This window comes from Streptomyces sp. NPDC055749 (assembly GCF_053617235.1).
This window is the reverse complement of sequence record NZ_JBSHFH010000007.1, coordinates 125,705-141,412: the sequence shown is the minus strand read 5'-3', so window position 1 is coordinate 141,412 and position 15,708 is coordinate 125,705. Positions and strand designations below refer to the sequence as shown.

The window sequence follows — 15,708 nt, the reverse complement described above, 5'->3', positions numbered from 1 at the left end:
GTCCCGGATGCAACGAGGACTCGTACACGCGATCGCGTGGTCGCTCGCCACCGGGGCGGCGGTCACGTTGTCGTGGTGGGGTGTGCACACGGTGATGGCGGGGACCGCCTACGACCCGCCGCTCGCGGTGCCGCTCTCCGTGGGGGCTCGTACGGAACAGGCCACGCAGGAACCGGTGGCCTCGTCGACGCACCGCCCCGCACCGTCCCCCACCTCGCCCACGGCCACCCCCAGCACCGAGCCTCCGGCCTCCCCCACGCCGTCGAGGAGCCCGGCGCCCTCACGGTCCCCGGCCCCTTCGGGCAAGGTGAAGAGCTACCGCACGGACGGTGGGCGGGCCGTGTTCGAGCTGGGGAGCAGCTCGGCGAAGCTGGTGTCGGCGACGCCGGAGACCGGCTGGTCGATGCGGGTGTGGACGAACACGACCTGGATCAGGGTCGACTTCAGCGACGAGGCCGGGGCGACGTACTCCCTGTTCTGCACCTGGAACGACCATCCGCCGCAGGTGCAGATCGTCGAGCAGTAATGCCTAGGTGAACGCGGAGGGCGGCGGCGCGGGGGACGCCTTGGCGCCTTCGTCCGTCACGGCGGCGGCGCCCCCGGTGAAGTCAGCGAGCGCCCGCCCGTGTTCCACCCGGCCGGGATGCGGGTCGGTCGCGACGCGGCGCGTGAGTTCGGCGACGGCGAGCGGCACGTCCGAGGCGAGCAGCACCGCGTTGCCGAAGCGTTTGCCCCGCCAGACGGTCGGGTCGGCGGCGAGCGCCAGCTCGGGGAAGAGCGTGGCGGCGGTGGCGATCTGGCCGCGGAGATGGGTCAGCGGCGGCCCGTCGGCGAGGTTGGCGACGTACTGTCCGCCGGGTTTCAGGACGCGGCGCACCTCGGCGAGGAATTCGGCCGAGGTGAGGTGCGCGGGGGTACGGGCTCCGCTGAAGACGTCCGCGATGACGAGGTCCGCCCAGCCGTCCTGGATCTTGCCGAGTCCGGCGCGGGCATCGGTGGAGCGGACGCGTATCCGGGCCTGCGGGTCCAACGGCAGCTCCCGGCGCACCAGTTGGACGAGCGCGGCGTCGACCTCGACGATCTGCTGGGTGGAGCGGGGGCGGGTCGCGGCGACATAGCGGGCGAGGGTGAAGGCCCCGCCGCCCAGGTGCACCACCTGGAGGGGCTGCTGTGCGGGCGCGGCGAGATCGATCATGTGACCGATCCTGCGCTGGTACTCGAAGGACAGATACGTGGGATCGTCGAGGTCCACGTGCGACTGCGGGGCGTCGTCCAGCAGCAGCGTCCAGCCGCGTGGCCGCTCGCGGTCGGGCACCAGCTCGGCGCGACCGCCGTCCACCTCCGCGACGAGGGGCTCCCGTTTGCGGTCGGACCGCTTCCGGTCGCTCGCGCCCCCTGCCGACGCTCCTCGATGTGCCACGCCTGCTCGCCCTTGCTCATACGTTCCGGGGCCGGTACGCCACTGCTCCACCGGCTGCGGCGGGAGAATCCGGCCGTCCGGCCATTATGGGCTCACTGGCAGTTGTCGGCCGCCTCGATCAGCCGGGCCGCCTGGTCGAGGGCCTCCCTGAGTACGGCCGGGTCGGTGACCGGGGCGTCAGCGGCGGGCGGCAGCAGCCAGCCGCTGCCGGAGACGGGGGGCTCGGCTGGGATGCGGAACCCTCGGCCGTTCGTACGCGTACAGGCGCTGCCGGGTACGTCCCAGGCGTCGGCCGTGCCCGGCGGCACCAGGAATCCGAGGGTGGCGCAGGCGCCGTCGTGGAGGACCGGACCCACGGCCTCCTGGTCTGCGCCGCGGCGCAGGATGTCGACGGCCTCCAGGCCCTGCCGGGCCGGGACCGTGACCAGGTCGCACGGTTCGCCCGCAGGGGCGGGGGCCTGCACGTGCTGGGGTGCGGGTGCGGGTGCGGCGGGTGGTGCGGTCATGGGGTGCGCCGCGGTCGTCCGTGAGCCGGTCTCCGTGCCGAGCTGAAGCAAGGGAACCCCTCCTCTCATCGCCGAACGGAGCCAGACTCCGTCTCCACATGGACCAACGGGTCCACGGCGTCAAGGGCTACGGCACCACGCCGCCGCAAAGGATGGCAGTTCATGGCGGATCACGGGTGAGATATCCGCTTTGTACGCAAACACTCTGTGTGCGTCCCGTCACAGCAGGTACGTTCTTGCTCCGCCGGGACAACGGAACAAGCGCCCGGCTGCACCAGAGAGGGCCCAGCCATGGTGTCGACAAGCCCAGTTCCCAACCTCGTTTTCCGCCGGCTGCGCGGACAGCGCTCCGCGGGGGAGTTCGCGGCGGCGGTCCGCCGCGCTGCGCGGGAGATCGGTGAACAGGTCGCCTGCGACGCCCGGTACATCGGGCGCGTGGAGTCGGGCGAGATCCGCTGCCCCAACTACGCGTACGAACGGGTCTTCCTCCACATGTTCCCCGGGGCGGGCCTGGCGGACCTGGGCTTCTCGGCCCGCGAGACCGTGCGCGGCCGGGGGGCGCGCACCTCAGGTGCGGACGCTCCGGCGCACCGCGCCACTCCACCGCCCCCTACGCTCCACAGCGACACCGACGAGGAGAGCGACGTGCTGCGTCGCATGTTCATGACCAGCGGCACCACCACGGTGGCCGCCGCGACCCTGGGCCTCGGCGGCGCGTCCGCCGCTGCCGCCCTGACCAGGCTGCCCACGCAGCGTCGCGTGGGCGAGGCCGAAGTCGACGCCGTCGAGAAGGCGGTACGGCAGATCCGGCTGCTGGACGACCGGCACGGGGCCGACGGCCTCTACCGGCGGGCCTCGCAGCCGCTCCGGGCCGCGTACGCCCTGCTCGACGCGGGGACGACCACGCGCCGCGCCACCGCGGACCGGCTGCACGCGGGCGCGGGTGAGCTGGCCATCTCGGTGGGCTGGCTGGCCCATGACTCGGGCCGCTTCGAGGACGCCCGTTCCCATTACGCGGAGGCGCTGGCGACGGCGCGGCTGGCGGGGGACGCGGCGCTGGAGGCCCACGCCTTCTGCAACGCGTCGTTCCTGGCCAGGGATACGGGACGGCCGCGCGAGGCGGTGCGCGCGGCGGAGGCCGGTCAGCGGGTCGCCCGGTCGCTCGGCTCGTCACGGCTGCTCGCGCTGCTGGCCCTGCGGGAGGCGGGGGGCCGGGCGGGTCTCGGTGACCGCACCGGGTGCGACCAGGCGATCGGCCGGGCGCACGCCGCGTTCGGGCGGGGGGCGTCCGCCGGTGATCCGGAGTGGATGACGTTCTTCCGCGAGGCGGAGATGGAGATGCTCCAGGCCCAGTGCTGGTCGGCGCTGGGCGACTGGCCGCGGGCGGCGCGGCACGCACGGCGGGCGACGCGGCTCCAGGACCCGCACTTCACGCGGAACCTGGCGCTGTACCGGGCGCAGTTGACCGGTGATCTGGCACGCGCGGGGATCGCGGACGAGGCGGCGGCCGCGGGCCACGCGGTGCTGGACCTGCTGGACCAGGTCCAGTCCTCCCGCATCCGCGGGATGCTGGCGAGCGCGGTGCGGGTGCTGCGGGCGCAGACCGCCTCATCGGCGGTCACGGATTTCGTGGACCGGTACGGCGAGGCGGGCGCGGCGGTGACGGGACCACAACGAGCGTGAGCGCCCGCCCCGGCAGGGCCTACCTGTCGAGGTGTCCCGTGTCGTTCCAGCGTTCCACGGCGGGCAGGCCGTACGCCCAGCCCAGCACCGACAGCGACGTCGGATCGAGCCGGATGCGCGCCCCGAACGACACGTCCTCCCCCAGCCACCGCGCCCCCAGCGCCCGCAGGATGTGGCCATGGGCGAAGACCAGGACATCGCGGTCCGCCGACCGCGCCCAGTCCACGATCTCGTCCGCACGGGCGGACACCTGGGCCGTCGTCTCGCCGTCCGGCACCCCGTCACGCCAGATCAGCCAGTCCGGCCGGTCCGCCTTGATCTGGGCCGGCGTCAGCCCCTCGTACGCCCCGTAGTCCCACTCCATCAGCGCGTCCCACGGCTGCGCCCGCTCCCCGAACCCGGCGATCTCGCAGGTCTCCGACGCCCGGACGAGCGGGCTGGTCCTGACCTCGACCCCCGGCAGGCCCGCCCACGGCTCGCGGCGCAGGCGCTCACCGAGCAGCTTGGCGCCCTCGCGGCCGGTGTCCAGCAGCGGAATGTCCGTCCTGCCGGTGTGATTGCCCTGCACCGACCACTGGGTCTGGCCGTGCCGGGCGAGCAGGATGCGCGGTGCCATGAAGGCTCTCCCTGGAACTGAGATCTCACGATCTGACTGAGCCCAATCATCTCTCACGTGCCCGGGAGGCAACCTCCGGGGCCGTAGCGGCGTCCCTTCCAGCGCGGACCGGGACCCCGGGGGAGCCCCGGCCGACGACCGCCGTACGGTTGAACGCCATTCGTCGGCAGCATGAACATGGGGAGAGCTACCGGATGCAGCACGCCACCGCCGCGCCCGCACCCGGCCACCGTCCCCGATGGTGGACCGAGCTGCCACTGATAGCGGTGGTGTACGCGCTGTACTCGGCGGGACGGCTGCTGGTACGCGGTGACGTGTCGACCGCCGTCGACCACGGGCTCGCCATACTCCGGCTGGAACAGGCCCTCTCCCTGAACGCCGAGCACCCCCTGAACCGCCTGCTGACCGCGAACCCGGCGCTCGGGATACCCGCCGACTTCGCGTACGCCTCGCTGCACTACCTCGTCACCCCGGCCGTCCTCATATGGATGTTCCGGCGCCGGAAGGCCGCCTACCGGGCGGCCCGCACCTGGCTCATGACGTCCACCCTCCTCGGGCTGATCGGCTTCACCCTGATGCCGACCTGCCCGCCCCGGCTGCTCGACGCCACGCACGGCTTCGTCGACACGATGGCCCAGTACAGCTCGTACGGCTGGTGGGGCACCGAGGCGAGCGCACCGCGCGGCCTCGGCGGGATGACCAACCAGTACGCGGCGATGCCGAGCCTGCACGTCGGCTGGTCGGTGTGGTGCGGGGTCCTGCTGTGGCGGCACGGCCGCCATCCCCTCGTACGCGCCCTGGGCATCGCCTACCCGCTGCTGACCACGCTCGTGGTGATGGGCACCGCCAACCACTACTTCCTCGACGCCGTGGCGGGCGTCGCCGTGATGGCGGCCGGAGCGCTTCTCGCGAAGCCGGTCATGCGTCTCGCCGACCGTGTGAAGGACCGGTTCCAGGCCGGACCCGCCCCGGTGAGCACGGCCGCGACCACGCCCACGAGCACGCCCGCGAGCACGGCCGTGAACGCCGGTAAGTCCCCGGATGTCAGTGCCGGATGCAAGACTTCCGCGGGTGAGCGAATCCCCGGCCAGCGGACCTCCTCCGCAGATTCCACCGACAAGGGCGCACCGGCAGCCGACGACGCTGCGGCAGCGGCTCGCTGAGCTGCGCGGCCCGTCCGTCGCACCGCACCCGCTGGACGCACGCGCGCTGGCCGCCCTCGCCGCGAACCCCGGCTGCAAGCGGCGCGCCCTGCTGGACGCCGCGGGGGTGAACAAGGCCGTCCTGGCCACGGCGCTCGGCTCCCCCGCCGCCTTCGGCCAGTCGCAGTTCGCGTTCATGCGGGGCAACGCGTTCGAGGCGAAGGTGAAGGCCGACGGCGGCACGGAGCTGCTGCGCCTGCTGTACGAGCGCCTCGGCGGCGGCTGCGAGGCACCGCGTGAGGTGAACGTGCCTGATCTGACGGCCGCCGGGCCCGAGGGCCGTGCGGCCAGGACGGCGCTGGCCCTGCGGGAGGCGACGGCGGCGGGTGGCTGGGCGCTGCTCGACCATCCGATGCTGGCCCTTGAGGTCGCGGGCTCGCCCGCCTATCTGGAGCCGGACGCCGTGGTGGTGCACCCCGACGGCACCTGGACGGTGGTCGAGATCAAGTCGTTCCCCATGATCGACAGTTCGGCCGACGCGGCCAAGGTCGGCGCCGCGGCCCGCCAGTCCGCGGTCTACGTCCTGGCCCTGGAGCGGATCGCCGAGATGACCGAGGGCGCCGAGGTCGGGCACCGGGTGCTGCTGGTCTGCCCGAAGGACTTCTCCAACCTGCCGGCCGCCTCGGTCGTCGACGTCCGCAAGCAGCGGGCCGTCACGCGCCGCCAGCTGACCAGACTGACCCGTATCGAGGACATCGCCGCCACCCTGCCCGACGGCACCACCTTCGACCCGGGGTGCACCCCGCAGGAGCTCGGCCAGGCCGTCGACGCGGTCGGCGCGGCCTACGCCCCTGAGTGTCTGGCGGCGTGCGAACTGGCCTTCCACTGCCGGGAGAAATCCCGTGCCAGGGGGGCGGTGGAGGCCCTGGGCCGCAGCGTCCGCGGCGAGCTCGGCGGTCTCACTACGGTCGGCGCGGTGCTGGCCGCGGCGGCGGGCAAGGAGGGCGACCCGGCCGATCCGACGGTGGCCGCGCTGCGCCGTGCCGCTGCCCTGCGCGCGGAAGCGCTGGAGGGTCACGCCGTATGTCACTGATCACCACACTGGCGCGGCTGGAGGCGGTGGAGAGCGGGCGGGCGCAGCCCATGGCCACCGTCCGCCACCGCCATCTCAGCGCCCGGCCGCTCGTCCTGGTGCCGCTCACCACCGCCGGTGAGGCGGGTGCTCCGCTCGGGGCGCTGGTGGGTACGGACCGTGACTCGCCCCGGCTGCTCGCCGTGGCCCAGCCGCGCGACCGCGATCTGCGCTTCGCGTTCCTCGCCGAGCTGGCCGAGGCGGTGCTGCCTCACATCGAGTCGTACGCCGACGTGGTCGAGCCGGCCGAGCGCAACGAGACCGATCCCGAGACCGGCAAGAAGGTCAAGGTCGAGGTCGAACTGTGCACGGACGCCGCCCAGTTGATCGTGCCGAGCCGGGCAGGCATCGACTTCGTACGCCTCCTGGGCCGTTCCATGCGCTTCCGGCGGACCGCGGAGGACGACCCGGAGACCCCGTATCCGGCGCCCGCGCGGGTGCCCGTGCTGGGCCGCTGGCTGACGCACTACGCGGAGCGGGCCAGGGTGCCGGGCTCCTCCCTGCTGCTGGCCACGACCGATCTCCTCAACCGGCACTGGGCGACCGGACAGAGCAGCCTGGAGGACCAGCATCTGGGGGCGCTGCTGTCCTGGATCGCCCCGCCGGAGGGCAGCTCGGGGGCCGACGCGGCCCTGCGTGCGGAGCTGGAGCGGGACCGGGAGGGCCAGTTGCTCTGCCCGCCGGCCGGACCGGCGACGGACCCCGCGTTCGACAACCGGCTGCTGGCGCCCGCGATCGAGGCGTACGACCGGGCGCGCACAGCGCTCGCGGCGGCGGAGGACGGGCTCGCCGCGGACGCCCGCCTGGCCGAACTGACGCGCGCCGAGCGGGAGATCAGATCCTTGCTGGCGAAGGTCATGCTGCCCACCTGGGACGCGGTGTGGCGGGGGCTCGACCTGCTGCACGAACTGCCCGAGGGGGCCAGGGCCGAGGACCGCTGGACCCGGGACCGCTGGTCGTTCACGGGCCACCGGGACCGGGTGCGGGCCGGGGAGCCCCCGCAGCCCCGCCGGGACGACGCGGTGACGGCCGCGCAGAAGCTCGCCTCCCGGGAGGCGGCCCAGGCCCAGCTCGACGCGCAGGAGGCGCTGGACGATCCGCTGGTGCTCGCGGGGCGCAGGCTGTCGGGTGAGGCGTTCGTCGGGGAGGTGACGGAGGTGGTGATGGCGTACAGCGAGTCGAAGCGCCCCTCGCCGCGCCCCCTGGTCACGGTCCGCACGGACGAGCACCCGCATCTCGGTGAGCGGACCAAGGTGTACCGCTCGCTGGACGGAAAACCGCAGACCGCGGAGTTCGTGCGGGAAGCGGAAGGGCCGTCCGAGGAGAACGGCCGCCTCCTGGTGCTGCGGATCACCGACCGGATGGGGCGGAGCAAGGAACCCGCACCGGGTTCGGTCCCCGAGCCGGGCGACCGGACCGTGTGGACCCTGTTCGAGCACGACCCTCGCGGCGGTCCGAAGCTGCCGGACCCCGAGGAGACCCCCTGGACCCACGGCGGCCCGCCCGGCGCCGCCGCCGAGCGGGCCGAACAGCCCGACCCCGTGACCGCGGAGGACCTGCTGTGACCTCGGAGAAGGCCACGTTCGACCCGGGCGCCGCGGCGACGCGGGCGACCGACGCGATCCTCGACGACACCCTGCGCGGCACCTCGCGCGGCGTCGTGGTGGACTCGCCGCCGGGCGCCGGCAAGTCGACCCTGGTGGTGCGCGCCGCCCTCGAACTGGCCTCAGCGGGACGCCCGTTGATGGTGATCGCGCAGACGAACGCGCAGGTCGACGATCTGGTCGTCCGGCTGGCCGAGAAGGCACCCGGTCTGCCGGTGGGCCGCCTGCACAGCAACGACTCCGATCCGTACGACACGGTGCTCGACGGCCTGGACAACGTACGGAAGTCGGCGAAGGCGGCGGATCTCGCCGGTCTCGACATCGTCATCTCGACGGCCGCGAAATGGGCCCACGTGAAGAACGTGGAGCCGTGGGGGCACGCGATCGTCGACGAGGCGTACCAGATGCGTTCTGACGCGCTGCTGGCCGTCGCGGGGCTCTTCGAGCGGGCGCTGTTCGTGGGCGACCCGGGCCAGTTGGACCCCTTCTCGATCGTCGGCGCCGACCAGTGGGCGGGGCTGTCGTACGACCCGTCGGCGAGCGCGGTCACCACGCTGCTCGCCCACAACCCGGAGCTGCCGCAGCACCGGCTTCCCGTCTCCTGGCGGCTGCCGGCGTCCGCGGCGCCGCTCGTCTCGGACGCGTTCTACCCGTACACACCGTTCCGCAGCGGTACGGACCACGGGGAGCGGCGCCTCGCGTTCGGTGTCCCGTCGGACGGTTCGGGTCCCGACCGGGTGCTGGACGAGGCCGCGGAGTCCGGCTGGGGCCTGCTGGAGCTCCCGGCCAGACACACTCCGCGTACGGACCCGGAGGCGGTCCGCGCGGTGGCCCTGACCGTCCGCAGGCTGCTGGACCGGGGCGGCGCCGCGACGAGCGAGCGCTCCCCGGACCCGGTCCCGGTGACGGCGGACCGGGTGGCGGTCGGCACGGCCCACCGCGACCAGGCCGCGGCGGTCCGGGCGGCGCTGGCGGAGCTGGGTGTCACGGGCGTGGCCGTGGACACGGCGAACCGGCTGCAGGGCCGCGAGTTCGACGTGACGGTGGTACTGCACCCCCTGTCGGGCCGCCCGGACGCGACGGCCTTCCACCTGGAGACGGGCCGCCTGTGCGTCCTGGCATCCCGCCACCGCCACGCCTGCATCGTGGTGTGCCGGGAGGGCGTCGCGGACCTGCTGGACGAACACCCGTCGACGGAACCGGTCCAGCTCGGCGTCACGGTCAAATTCCCGGACGGGTGGGACGCGAATCACTCGGTCCTGGCCCACCTCGCGGAACACCGGGTGCGCTGGCGGCCTTGACACGGTGGAGCGGACGCGGTGGACGACCCCCGACGCCGGACGGAGTCCGGCACGCCGCCGGAGGCGGCCAAAGGAAACAGCCCCGGACGGGTGGGACGCGAATCACTCGGTCCTGGCCCACCTCGCGGAACACCGGGTGCACTGGCGGCCTTGACACGGTGGAGCGGACGCGGTGGACGACCTCCGACGCCGGACGGAGTCCGGCACGCCGCCGGAGGCGGCCAAAGGAAACAGCCCCGGACGGGTGGGACGCGAATCACTCGGTCCTGGCCCACCTCGCGGAACACCGGGTGCGCTGGCGGCCTTGACCGGGGGGAGCGAACACCGCGGGCCACCCCCTCTTGCGCCGGGTTGGACAATGGAGGGTGGCCACCGGGCCGCCCGAAGGAGGCACATCTCATGGCACAACCCGAGCGGAACGAGCGGCAGCGGCTGCGTCCCGCACCGCTGCTCTTCGAGCCGTCGGAAGCGGCAGCCGACCCGGAGCGCTTCTTCGACCTCGACGCGATGGAGGATCCGAAGGAGCTGCTGGCCCGTGCGACGGAGCTGACGCACGCCTTCCGGGCCGCGGCCGACCGGGCCGTCGAATTCCAGGCGGTGGCCGCCGCGCAGCTCGCCGATCCGCGCCGCTTCGACCGGCTGACGGCGGCCGATGTCGCGCAGCGTGCGGAGTGGACCGAGGACTATGCCAAGAAGATGATCGAGTTCGGCCGGACCCTGCTGAAGAACGCCGGACCCTGAGCGGGCCAAGGGCTCCGCCCCGGCCCCGGGTACCGCCGCTGGCATATGCCCGCGCGCAAGATACTCCTCCGCGCCCGACCCTGTCCTCGTTTCCGGCAACTCTCGGAATCGGAACCGTCACTCCTTGTAGACCTGTCTGCATGAGCGCTTGGCTGAAAGACGAAACGACCCTCCCCGCAGCCGCAGGGGCCTCCCACCGCAACGTCGACATCTTCGCTCTGCTGCGGGACCAGCCCCGGAACCAGACCGCGCAGGTGACCGCCGCGGGTGCCGCCTGGCTCGCCGGCGCCTCGGCGTATCCGCGCAGCACGCTCTCCCAGTGGCAGGCCCGTCCGGGCTCCCCCGGCGTCCTGCCGTGCGGCTCCGTCTTCGACGTGGTGAATGTCCCCGCGCTCTTCGGGCGCCGCATGCTGGAGCAGCTCTGGTCCGAGGGGCCCGGCTCCGGCCCGGTCGCCACGCACCGGGGCCGGATGCTCCTGTTCGCCGCCCCGGGAACGGCCCAGCGGCTGCCCTCCCTGCTCGACTGGGAGGAGTGGGGCACCGGCGGCCCCGGGCAGCCGGGAGGCCATCTGGGCTCCGTGCCCCCGCTGCTCTGCCACGGCACCGGCGACGCGGTGACTGTCCCGCCCCTGACCTGCGGCTCCGAGGGCACAGGGCCCCGCTGGGTGGTCGCCCCCGACACCCGTAACCCCTGGCTCCCGGGCCCCGACGTGCTGCTGTGGGCCTGCGTACGGGTGGGCAGGTCACAGCCCTCCCCGGCGTCCGGGTATTCGATTTTTCCTCCTGCGGATCCGGGTGCTAATGTCTACGACGTCACCAGGCGCCGTTAGCTCAGTTGGTTAGAGCAGCTGACTCTTAATCAGCGGGTCCGGGGTTCGAGTCCCTGACGGCGCACAGACGGTGGAAGCCCCCTCGCGGAAGCGAGGGGGCTTCTTCGTGTGCGCGAGGCGCGCTCTAGGTGCCCGTCGTGATCCTGACGGTCCAGGAACCGGACGGCGTCCGGCCCGCGACCTCGATCCTGGTGCGCTCGCCGGGCACGGTGTACGTCTCGCCCTCGGTCAGCGGGGCGTCCGCGAGCGGCGGGTAGACCGACCGGTCCCAGCAGGCGTCGGACTCGGGGTGGGTGTCCAGGACCTCGACGGGGCCGCCGCCGGACGCCGTCCCGTTGCGGACCCGGTAGATCAGTACGCCCTCGGTGCAGGTCGCATCGTCGTTACCGGTGGCGCTGCGGGCCTCGATGGCCAGGGCGCTGTCCTCGCCCGTCCTGATCACCGCGAGCCGGGTCCCGATGGACCCGCCGGGCGCGGGGACGGCTGCGACGGGCTCCAGCGTGAGGCTCGCACTGCCCTGCACGCATCTGACCTGACGGTGGTCGAGCCAGCCGAGCTTCCACTTGTGCCAGCCGAACAGTTCGGGCGCGAGCCCGAACTGGCTGCCCATGACGTCCCAGTCGCCGACGTAGGTGTCCCAGTCGCCCTTGCCGTCCGTCGGCCGGTGGTAGAGGTCCGCCAGGTCGAAGACGTGCCCGGTCTCGTGCGCGAGGACGTTGCGGTCCGGCGGGTGCTGCTCGAAGACGGTGACGACGCGCTTGATGTCCTTGCCGTCGGCCCGCAGCGGCCGGTCGAAGTTGACGACCTTCGTGGCGTCGGAGTCGACACCGGGCGCGTCCGGGTCGGCGACCAGATAGACGATGTCGTACGCCGAGAAGTCGACCTTCCTGTCCGCCACGTCGATCGCGTCGCGCAGATACGCGCTGCGCCGCCCCTGGTCCCAGTCACGCTCTATGCCGTACCAGGTGGAGGGGTGCGGCATCTCGATCCACTGCTGCTGAGGGTGGGGGCGCAGGGTGAACTTCCCGTACGAGGCGCGCTGGAAGAAGCGTGTGGTCGAGGGGAAGTAGTCGGCGGTGAGCACGGCGGGCGTGACCGTGGGCTCGGCGTCGGGGAACGAGAGAAAGATCATGACCGCGTCGAGGCCGTGATCGGGCCGCGGGTAGGCGCCGTTCCAGGTGTCGAGGCCGAGCGAGTGGTGCGCCCCCGTCCTGGGCAGGGCGCACGGGCTCGCGTCGCGTGTGGTCGCCACGGCCGGGCCTGCGACCAGAGAGGTGGCGGCGAACGCCATGAGAGAGGTCAGAGCGGCTGCGACGCCACGCAGACTCGGCCTCTCCACTCCCCCGGGTCTGCGCTGTCGCGGCACATCTACCTCCGGGTGGGAAACACGGGACACCCCACCCACCCTGTGCCGATACGGGGCCGTACGTCCTGTTGGGCTGCCCCACTCGGGTCAGTGGACCGCGGACCGCGTCCCACTTCACGGACAGTCACAATCGATCAATCCGGTGAAGCGATATAACAGAACCTCACAGAAACAAGCAGTCACGGGCAAACCGGCTTGAAGCCCGGAGCGAAGGCCAAGTGGGTACGGAGAGCCGGGATCGGCCGCCAGGCTGGAACGGCCGACTCACCACCATCTATGCTTCACCACGCTTTCCAGCGTGGATACCGTCCCTGACACGGGACTCCACGCGGTGGCCTGTCCGACCACACCTGTTCACGACAATCTGCACAGCGGGAGCAAGCGGTGAGCGGAACCTCCGAAGGGCCGGAGCCCCCGGCAGGCAGAGCCCTCGGTACCGTACGAGCACCGGTCACGGAGCGTCATGCGGCGGGGGCGAGCCCCGCCGAACTGCGCGACTACCGGGCCGCCTTCCAGATCGCCGTCCTCGCCATGGCTGTCGTCGACCACGAGGGGCAGATCGTCCGCGCGAACGACGCCCTGGCCGGGCTGCTCGGCACCGATACCGCCGCCCTGGCCGAACAGCAGGCCGCCGACCTCGTCGACCTCGCGTCCGACGGCCGTACCTGGCACGCCTACCGCGAGGTGCTGCACGGCCGGCGCTCCCGCTTCCGCTGCACCCGCAAGCTGAAGCACCCCGACGGGCGCTCCCTCTGGGCCGAGATCACCGTCGTACCGATGGACACCTCGTCCGCCACCGGCGGCGTGCTGCTGTCGGTCGCCGACATCAGCGACCGGCGCGAGCTCCAGAAGCGGCTGCGCCACCTCCAGATGCACGACCCGGTTACCCGGCTGCCCAACCGGACGCTGTTCTTCGAACGGCTCTCGGCGGCCCTGGACACACCGCCGTTCCAGGACGACTCGCTGCCCCCGCACGGCCGGATCGGGCTCTGCTACCTGGACCTCGACGGCTTCAAGGCCGTCAACGACACCATGGGGCACCGCATCGGCGACCGGCTCCTGGCCGCCGTCGCAGGCCGGCTCACCGACTGCGCCGAACGCGACGGCTCCGACCGCACCGGCAGCCATCTCGTGGCACGGCTCGGCGGAGACGAATTCGCCATCCTGGTCGAGGACTCCACCGGCACCGCCCAGCTCACCGAACTCGCGAACGCGGTCCTCCTCTCGCTCCAGCAGCCCTTCGACCTCGCCGGGCAGCGGCTCTCCGTCTCGGCGTCGATCGGGGTGGTCGAGCGGGCCTCCGCCGGCACGTCGCCCACCGGTCTGATGCAGGCCGCGGACACGACGCTGTACTGGGCGAAGGAGGACGGCAAGGCCCGCTGGACGCTCTTCGACCCCGAGCGCAACGCCCACCGCATGACCCGGCAGGCGCTCTCCTCCACGCTCCGGCCCGCCGTAGAGCGGGGCGAGTTCACCCTGGAGTACCAGCCGCTGGTGTGCATGGCCGACGGAGCCGTACGGGGCGTGGAGGCCCTGGTGCGGTGGAACCACCCGCAGTTCGGCCTCCTGGCGCCGAATCGGTTCGTCGCCATCGCCGAGGAGGACGGCACGATCGTCCAGCTCGGCCGGTGGGTGCTGCGCACCGCGTGCCGCCAGGCCCGGCGCTGGCAGCTCGACCATCCGGACGAGGCGCCGCTGTTCATCAGCGTCAATGTGGCCGTACGCCAGGTCTGGGACTCCGACCTGGTCGCCGATGTCGCGGAGATCCTCGCCGAGACGGGGCTCGACGCCGGACTGCTCCAGCTCGAACTGACCGAGTCCGCGGTGATGGGATCCGCCGGCCGTCCGCTGCGGGCGCTCCAGGCGCTCAGCGACATGGGTGTCCGGATCGCCATCGACGACTTCGGCACCGGCTACTCCAACCTCGCCTATCTAAGCCGGCTGCCCGTCTCCGTACTGAAGCTGGACGGCTCCTTCGTACGCGGCTTCCGGTACGACGACGGGGCGCACCCCAGCCCCGCCGACGAGACGATCGTGGAGGCGATGGTGCAGCTGGCCCACCGGCTGGGCCTCACCGTCACCGCGGAGTGCGTGGAGACGGCGGGCCAGGCGGAGCGGCTGCGGAAGATCGGCTGCGACACGGGGCAGGGGTGGCTGTACTCACGGGCGGTGGCGCCGGAGCGGATCGCGGAGCTGATCGGGGCGAAGGTCGCGTGACCTAGGGCCTGTCCTCGGGGGCCGTTCAGGACGGCAGGCCGTACGCGTCCGCGATCAGGTCGTAGCTGCGCAGCCTCGCCTCGCCGCCGTGTGCGTTCGCCGTGATCATCAGCTCGTCCGCCCCCGTGCGCTTGGCCAGGTCGTCGAGGCCGGTACGCACCTCGTCCGCGGTGCCGTGGATGACGTTGGAGAGCCAGCTGTCGACGAACTCGCGCTCCATGGGGCTGAAGGCGTACGCCGCCGCCTCCTCCGGGCTCGGGATCAGCCCCGGGCGTCCGGTGCGCAGACGGACCATCGACAGCGCGCCGGTCAGCACCTGACGGCGGGCCTCGCTCTCCTCGTCGGCTGCGAGTGCCGAGACACCGATCACCGCGTACGGGGCGTCCAGCACCGCGGACGGCTTGAACGACTCCCGGTAGAGGTCGAGGGCCGGGACGGTGTTCTGCGCCGAGAAGTGGTGCGCGAAGGCGAAGGGCAGACCGAGGACACCGGCCAGCCGGGCGCTGAAGCCGGAGGAGCCCAGCAGCCAGACCGGCGGGCGGGCCGCCGACTGCACGCCGCCGGGCGCGGTCGCCTGCACGGGGCCGGGTACGGCGTGGATCCTGGCGTACGGGTGGCCGTCCGGGAAGTCGTCGTCCAGGAACCGGACCAGTTCGGCCAGCTGCTGCGGAAAGTCGTCGGCGCCCTCGTTGAGGCGCTCGCTGCGGCGCAGGGCCGCGGCGGTCGCACCGTCCGTGCCGGGTGCGCGCCCCAGGCCCAGGTCGATACGGCCGGGGGCCATGGCCTCCAGCGTGCCGAACTGCTCGGCGATCACGAGCGGCGCGTGGTTGGGGAGCATCACTCCGCCGGAGCCGAGCCGGATGCGCTCGGTGTGCGCGGCGAGGTGGGCGAGGATCACGGCCGGGGAAGAGGAGGCCACGCCCGGCATGGAGTGGTGCTCGGCGACCCAGAAGCGGTGGAAGCCGCGGCGCTCGGTGAGCTTGGCGATGTCGACGCTGGTGCGCAGCGCCTGGGTCGCGGTGCGGCCCTGTCCCACGGTCACCAGGTCGAGTACGGACAGCGGCACGGAGGCCGTTCCGCCTGCGGTGCCGCGAATCTGGTCGCCTCGGATCTCGTCCACGTTTCGGCCTCTCCCGGTGATGCGTACGTA

Annotated in this window: 14 protein-coding genes and 1 tRNA gene; 10 read left to right on the top strand and 5 right to left on the bottom strand. The window is 72.7% G+C overall.

The features are described from left to right. Window positions 1-7 precede the first annotated feature (7 nt). Entirely contained in the window at window positions 8-526 is a 519-nt protein-coding gene (locus ACWGO0_RS07680; RefSeq protein ID WP_453529553.1) for a hypothetical protein, read from the top strand. Between the two features lie 3 nt (window positions 527-529). Here the strand turns inward: ACWGO0_RS07680 and ACWGO0_RS07675 are convergent, their stop codons facing one another. Continuing rightward, window positions 530-1,420: a spermidine synthase gene (locus tag ACWGO0_RS07675; RefSeq protein ID WP_453529550.1), complete on the bottom strand. Its 891-nt coding sequence runs from the start codon at window positions 1,418-1,420 to the stop codon at window positions 530-532. 92 nt (window positions 1,421-1,512) lie between these two features. Continuing rightward, window positions 1,513-1,926, bottom strand: coding sequence for a hypothetical protein (locus ACWGO0_RS07670; RefSeq protein WP_453529698.1), 414 nt, complete (start codon window positions 1,924-1,926; stop codon window positions 1,513-1,515). A 291-nt stretch (window positions 1,927-2,217) separates the two neighbouring features. On the opposite strand from ACWGO0_RS07670, the gene ACWGO0_RS07665 reads away from it, so the two are divergent. Continuing rightward, window positions 2,218-3,609, top strand: coding sequence for a tetratricopeptide repeat protein (locus ACWGO0_RS07665; protein WP_453529547.1), 1,392 nt, complete (start codon window positions 2,218-2,220; stop codon window positions 3,607-3,609). Window positions 3,610-3,628: 19 nt separating this feature from the next. On the opposite strand, the gene ACWGO0_RS07660 is transcribed toward ACWGO0_RS07665, so the two are convergent. Beyond that, a complete protein-coding gene (locus ACWGO0_RS07660; RefSeq protein WP_453529545.1) occupies window positions 3,629-4,225 on the bottom strand; it encodes a histidine phosphatase family protein in 597 nt (198 codons plus the stop codon). Between the two features lie 194 nt (window positions 4,226-4,419). On the opposite strand from ACWGO0_RS07660, the gene ACWGO0_RS07655 reads away from it, so the two are divergent. The 7 genes from ACWGO0_RS07655 (at window position 4,420) to ACWGO0_RS07625 (ending at window position 11,039) form a co-directional block, all read left to right on the top strand. Then, entirely contained in the window at window positions 4,420-5,388 is a 969-nt protein-coding gene (locus tag ACWGO0_RS07655; protein ID WP_453529542.1) for a phosphatase PAP2 family protein, read from the top strand. Then, window positions 5,297-6,460 (top strand): hypothetical protein, encoded by a 1,164-nt coding sequence (locus tag ACWGO0_RS07650; protein WP_453529540.1) that lies wholly within the window; start codon window positions 5,297-5,299, stop codon window positions 6,458-6,460. The genes ACWGO0_RS07655 and ACWGO0_RS07650 overlap by 92 nt, the downstream gene beginning before the upstream one ends. Continuing rightward, complete coding sequence (locus ACWGO0_RS07645; protein ID WP_453529537.1) at window positions 6,451-8,064, top strand: hypothetical protein; 1,614 nt, start codon at window positions 6,451-6,453, stop codon at window positions 8,062-8,064. Before ACWGO0_RS07650 ends, ACWGO0_RS07645 begins: the two co-directional genes overlap by 10 nt. Continuing rightward, entirely contained in the window at window positions 8,061-9,404 is a 1,344-nt protein-coding gene (locus ACWGO0_RS07640; protein WP_453529534.1) for an AAA domain-containing protein, read from the top strand. Before ACWGO0_RS07645 ends, ACWGO0_RS07640 begins: the two co-directional genes overlap by 4 nt. Before the next feature lie 399 nt (window positions 9,405-9,803). Next, entirely contained in the window at window positions 9,804-10,145 is a 342-nt protein-coding gene (locus ACWGO0_RS07635; RefSeq protein WP_453529531.1) for a hypothetical protein, read from the top strand. A gap of 140 nt (window positions 10,146-10,285) precedes the next feature. After that, window positions 10,286-10,975: a hypothetical protein gene (locus tag ACWGO0_RS07630; RefSeq protein WP_453529528.1), complete on the top strand. Its 690-nt coding sequence runs from the start codon at window positions 10,286-10,288 to the stop codon at window positions 10,973-10,975. After that, window positions 10,966-11,039 (top strand) — tRNA-Lys (locus tag ACWGO0_RS07625). The genes ACWGO0_RS07630 and ACWGO0_RS07625 overlap by 10 nt, the downstream gene beginning before the upstream one ends. 60 nt (window positions 11,040-11,099) lie before the next feature. Here the strand turns inward: ACWGO0_RS07625 and ACWGO0_RS07620 are convergent. Beyond that, window positions 11,100-12,341 (bottom strand): M6 family metalloprotease domain-containing protein, encoded by a 1,242-nt coding sequence (locus ACWGO0_RS07620; RefSeq protein ID WP_453529695.1) that lies wholly within the window; start codon window positions 12,339-12,341, stop codon window positions 11,100-11,102. Between the two features lie 384 nt (window positions 12,342-12,725). Between ACWGO0_RS07620 and ACWGO0_RS07615 the strand changes: the two genes are divergently transcribed. Beyond that, complete coding sequence (locus ACWGO0_RS07615) at window positions 12,726-14,558, top strand: putative bifunctional diguanylate cyclase/phosphodiesterase (protein WP_453529525.1); 1,833 nt, start codon at window positions 12,726-12,728, stop codon at window positions 14,556-14,558. 25 nt (window positions 14,559-14,583) lie between these two features. On the opposite strand, the gene ACWGO0_RS07610 is transcribed toward ACWGO0_RS07615, so the two are convergent. After that, window positions 14,584-15,678, bottom strand: a complete 1,095-nt coding sequence (locus ACWGO0_RS07610; protein ID WP_453529522.1) for an LLM class flavin-dependent oxidoreductase — start codon at window positions 15,676-15,678, stop codon at window positions 14,584-14,586. Window positions 15,679-15,708 lie beyond the last annotated feature (30 nt).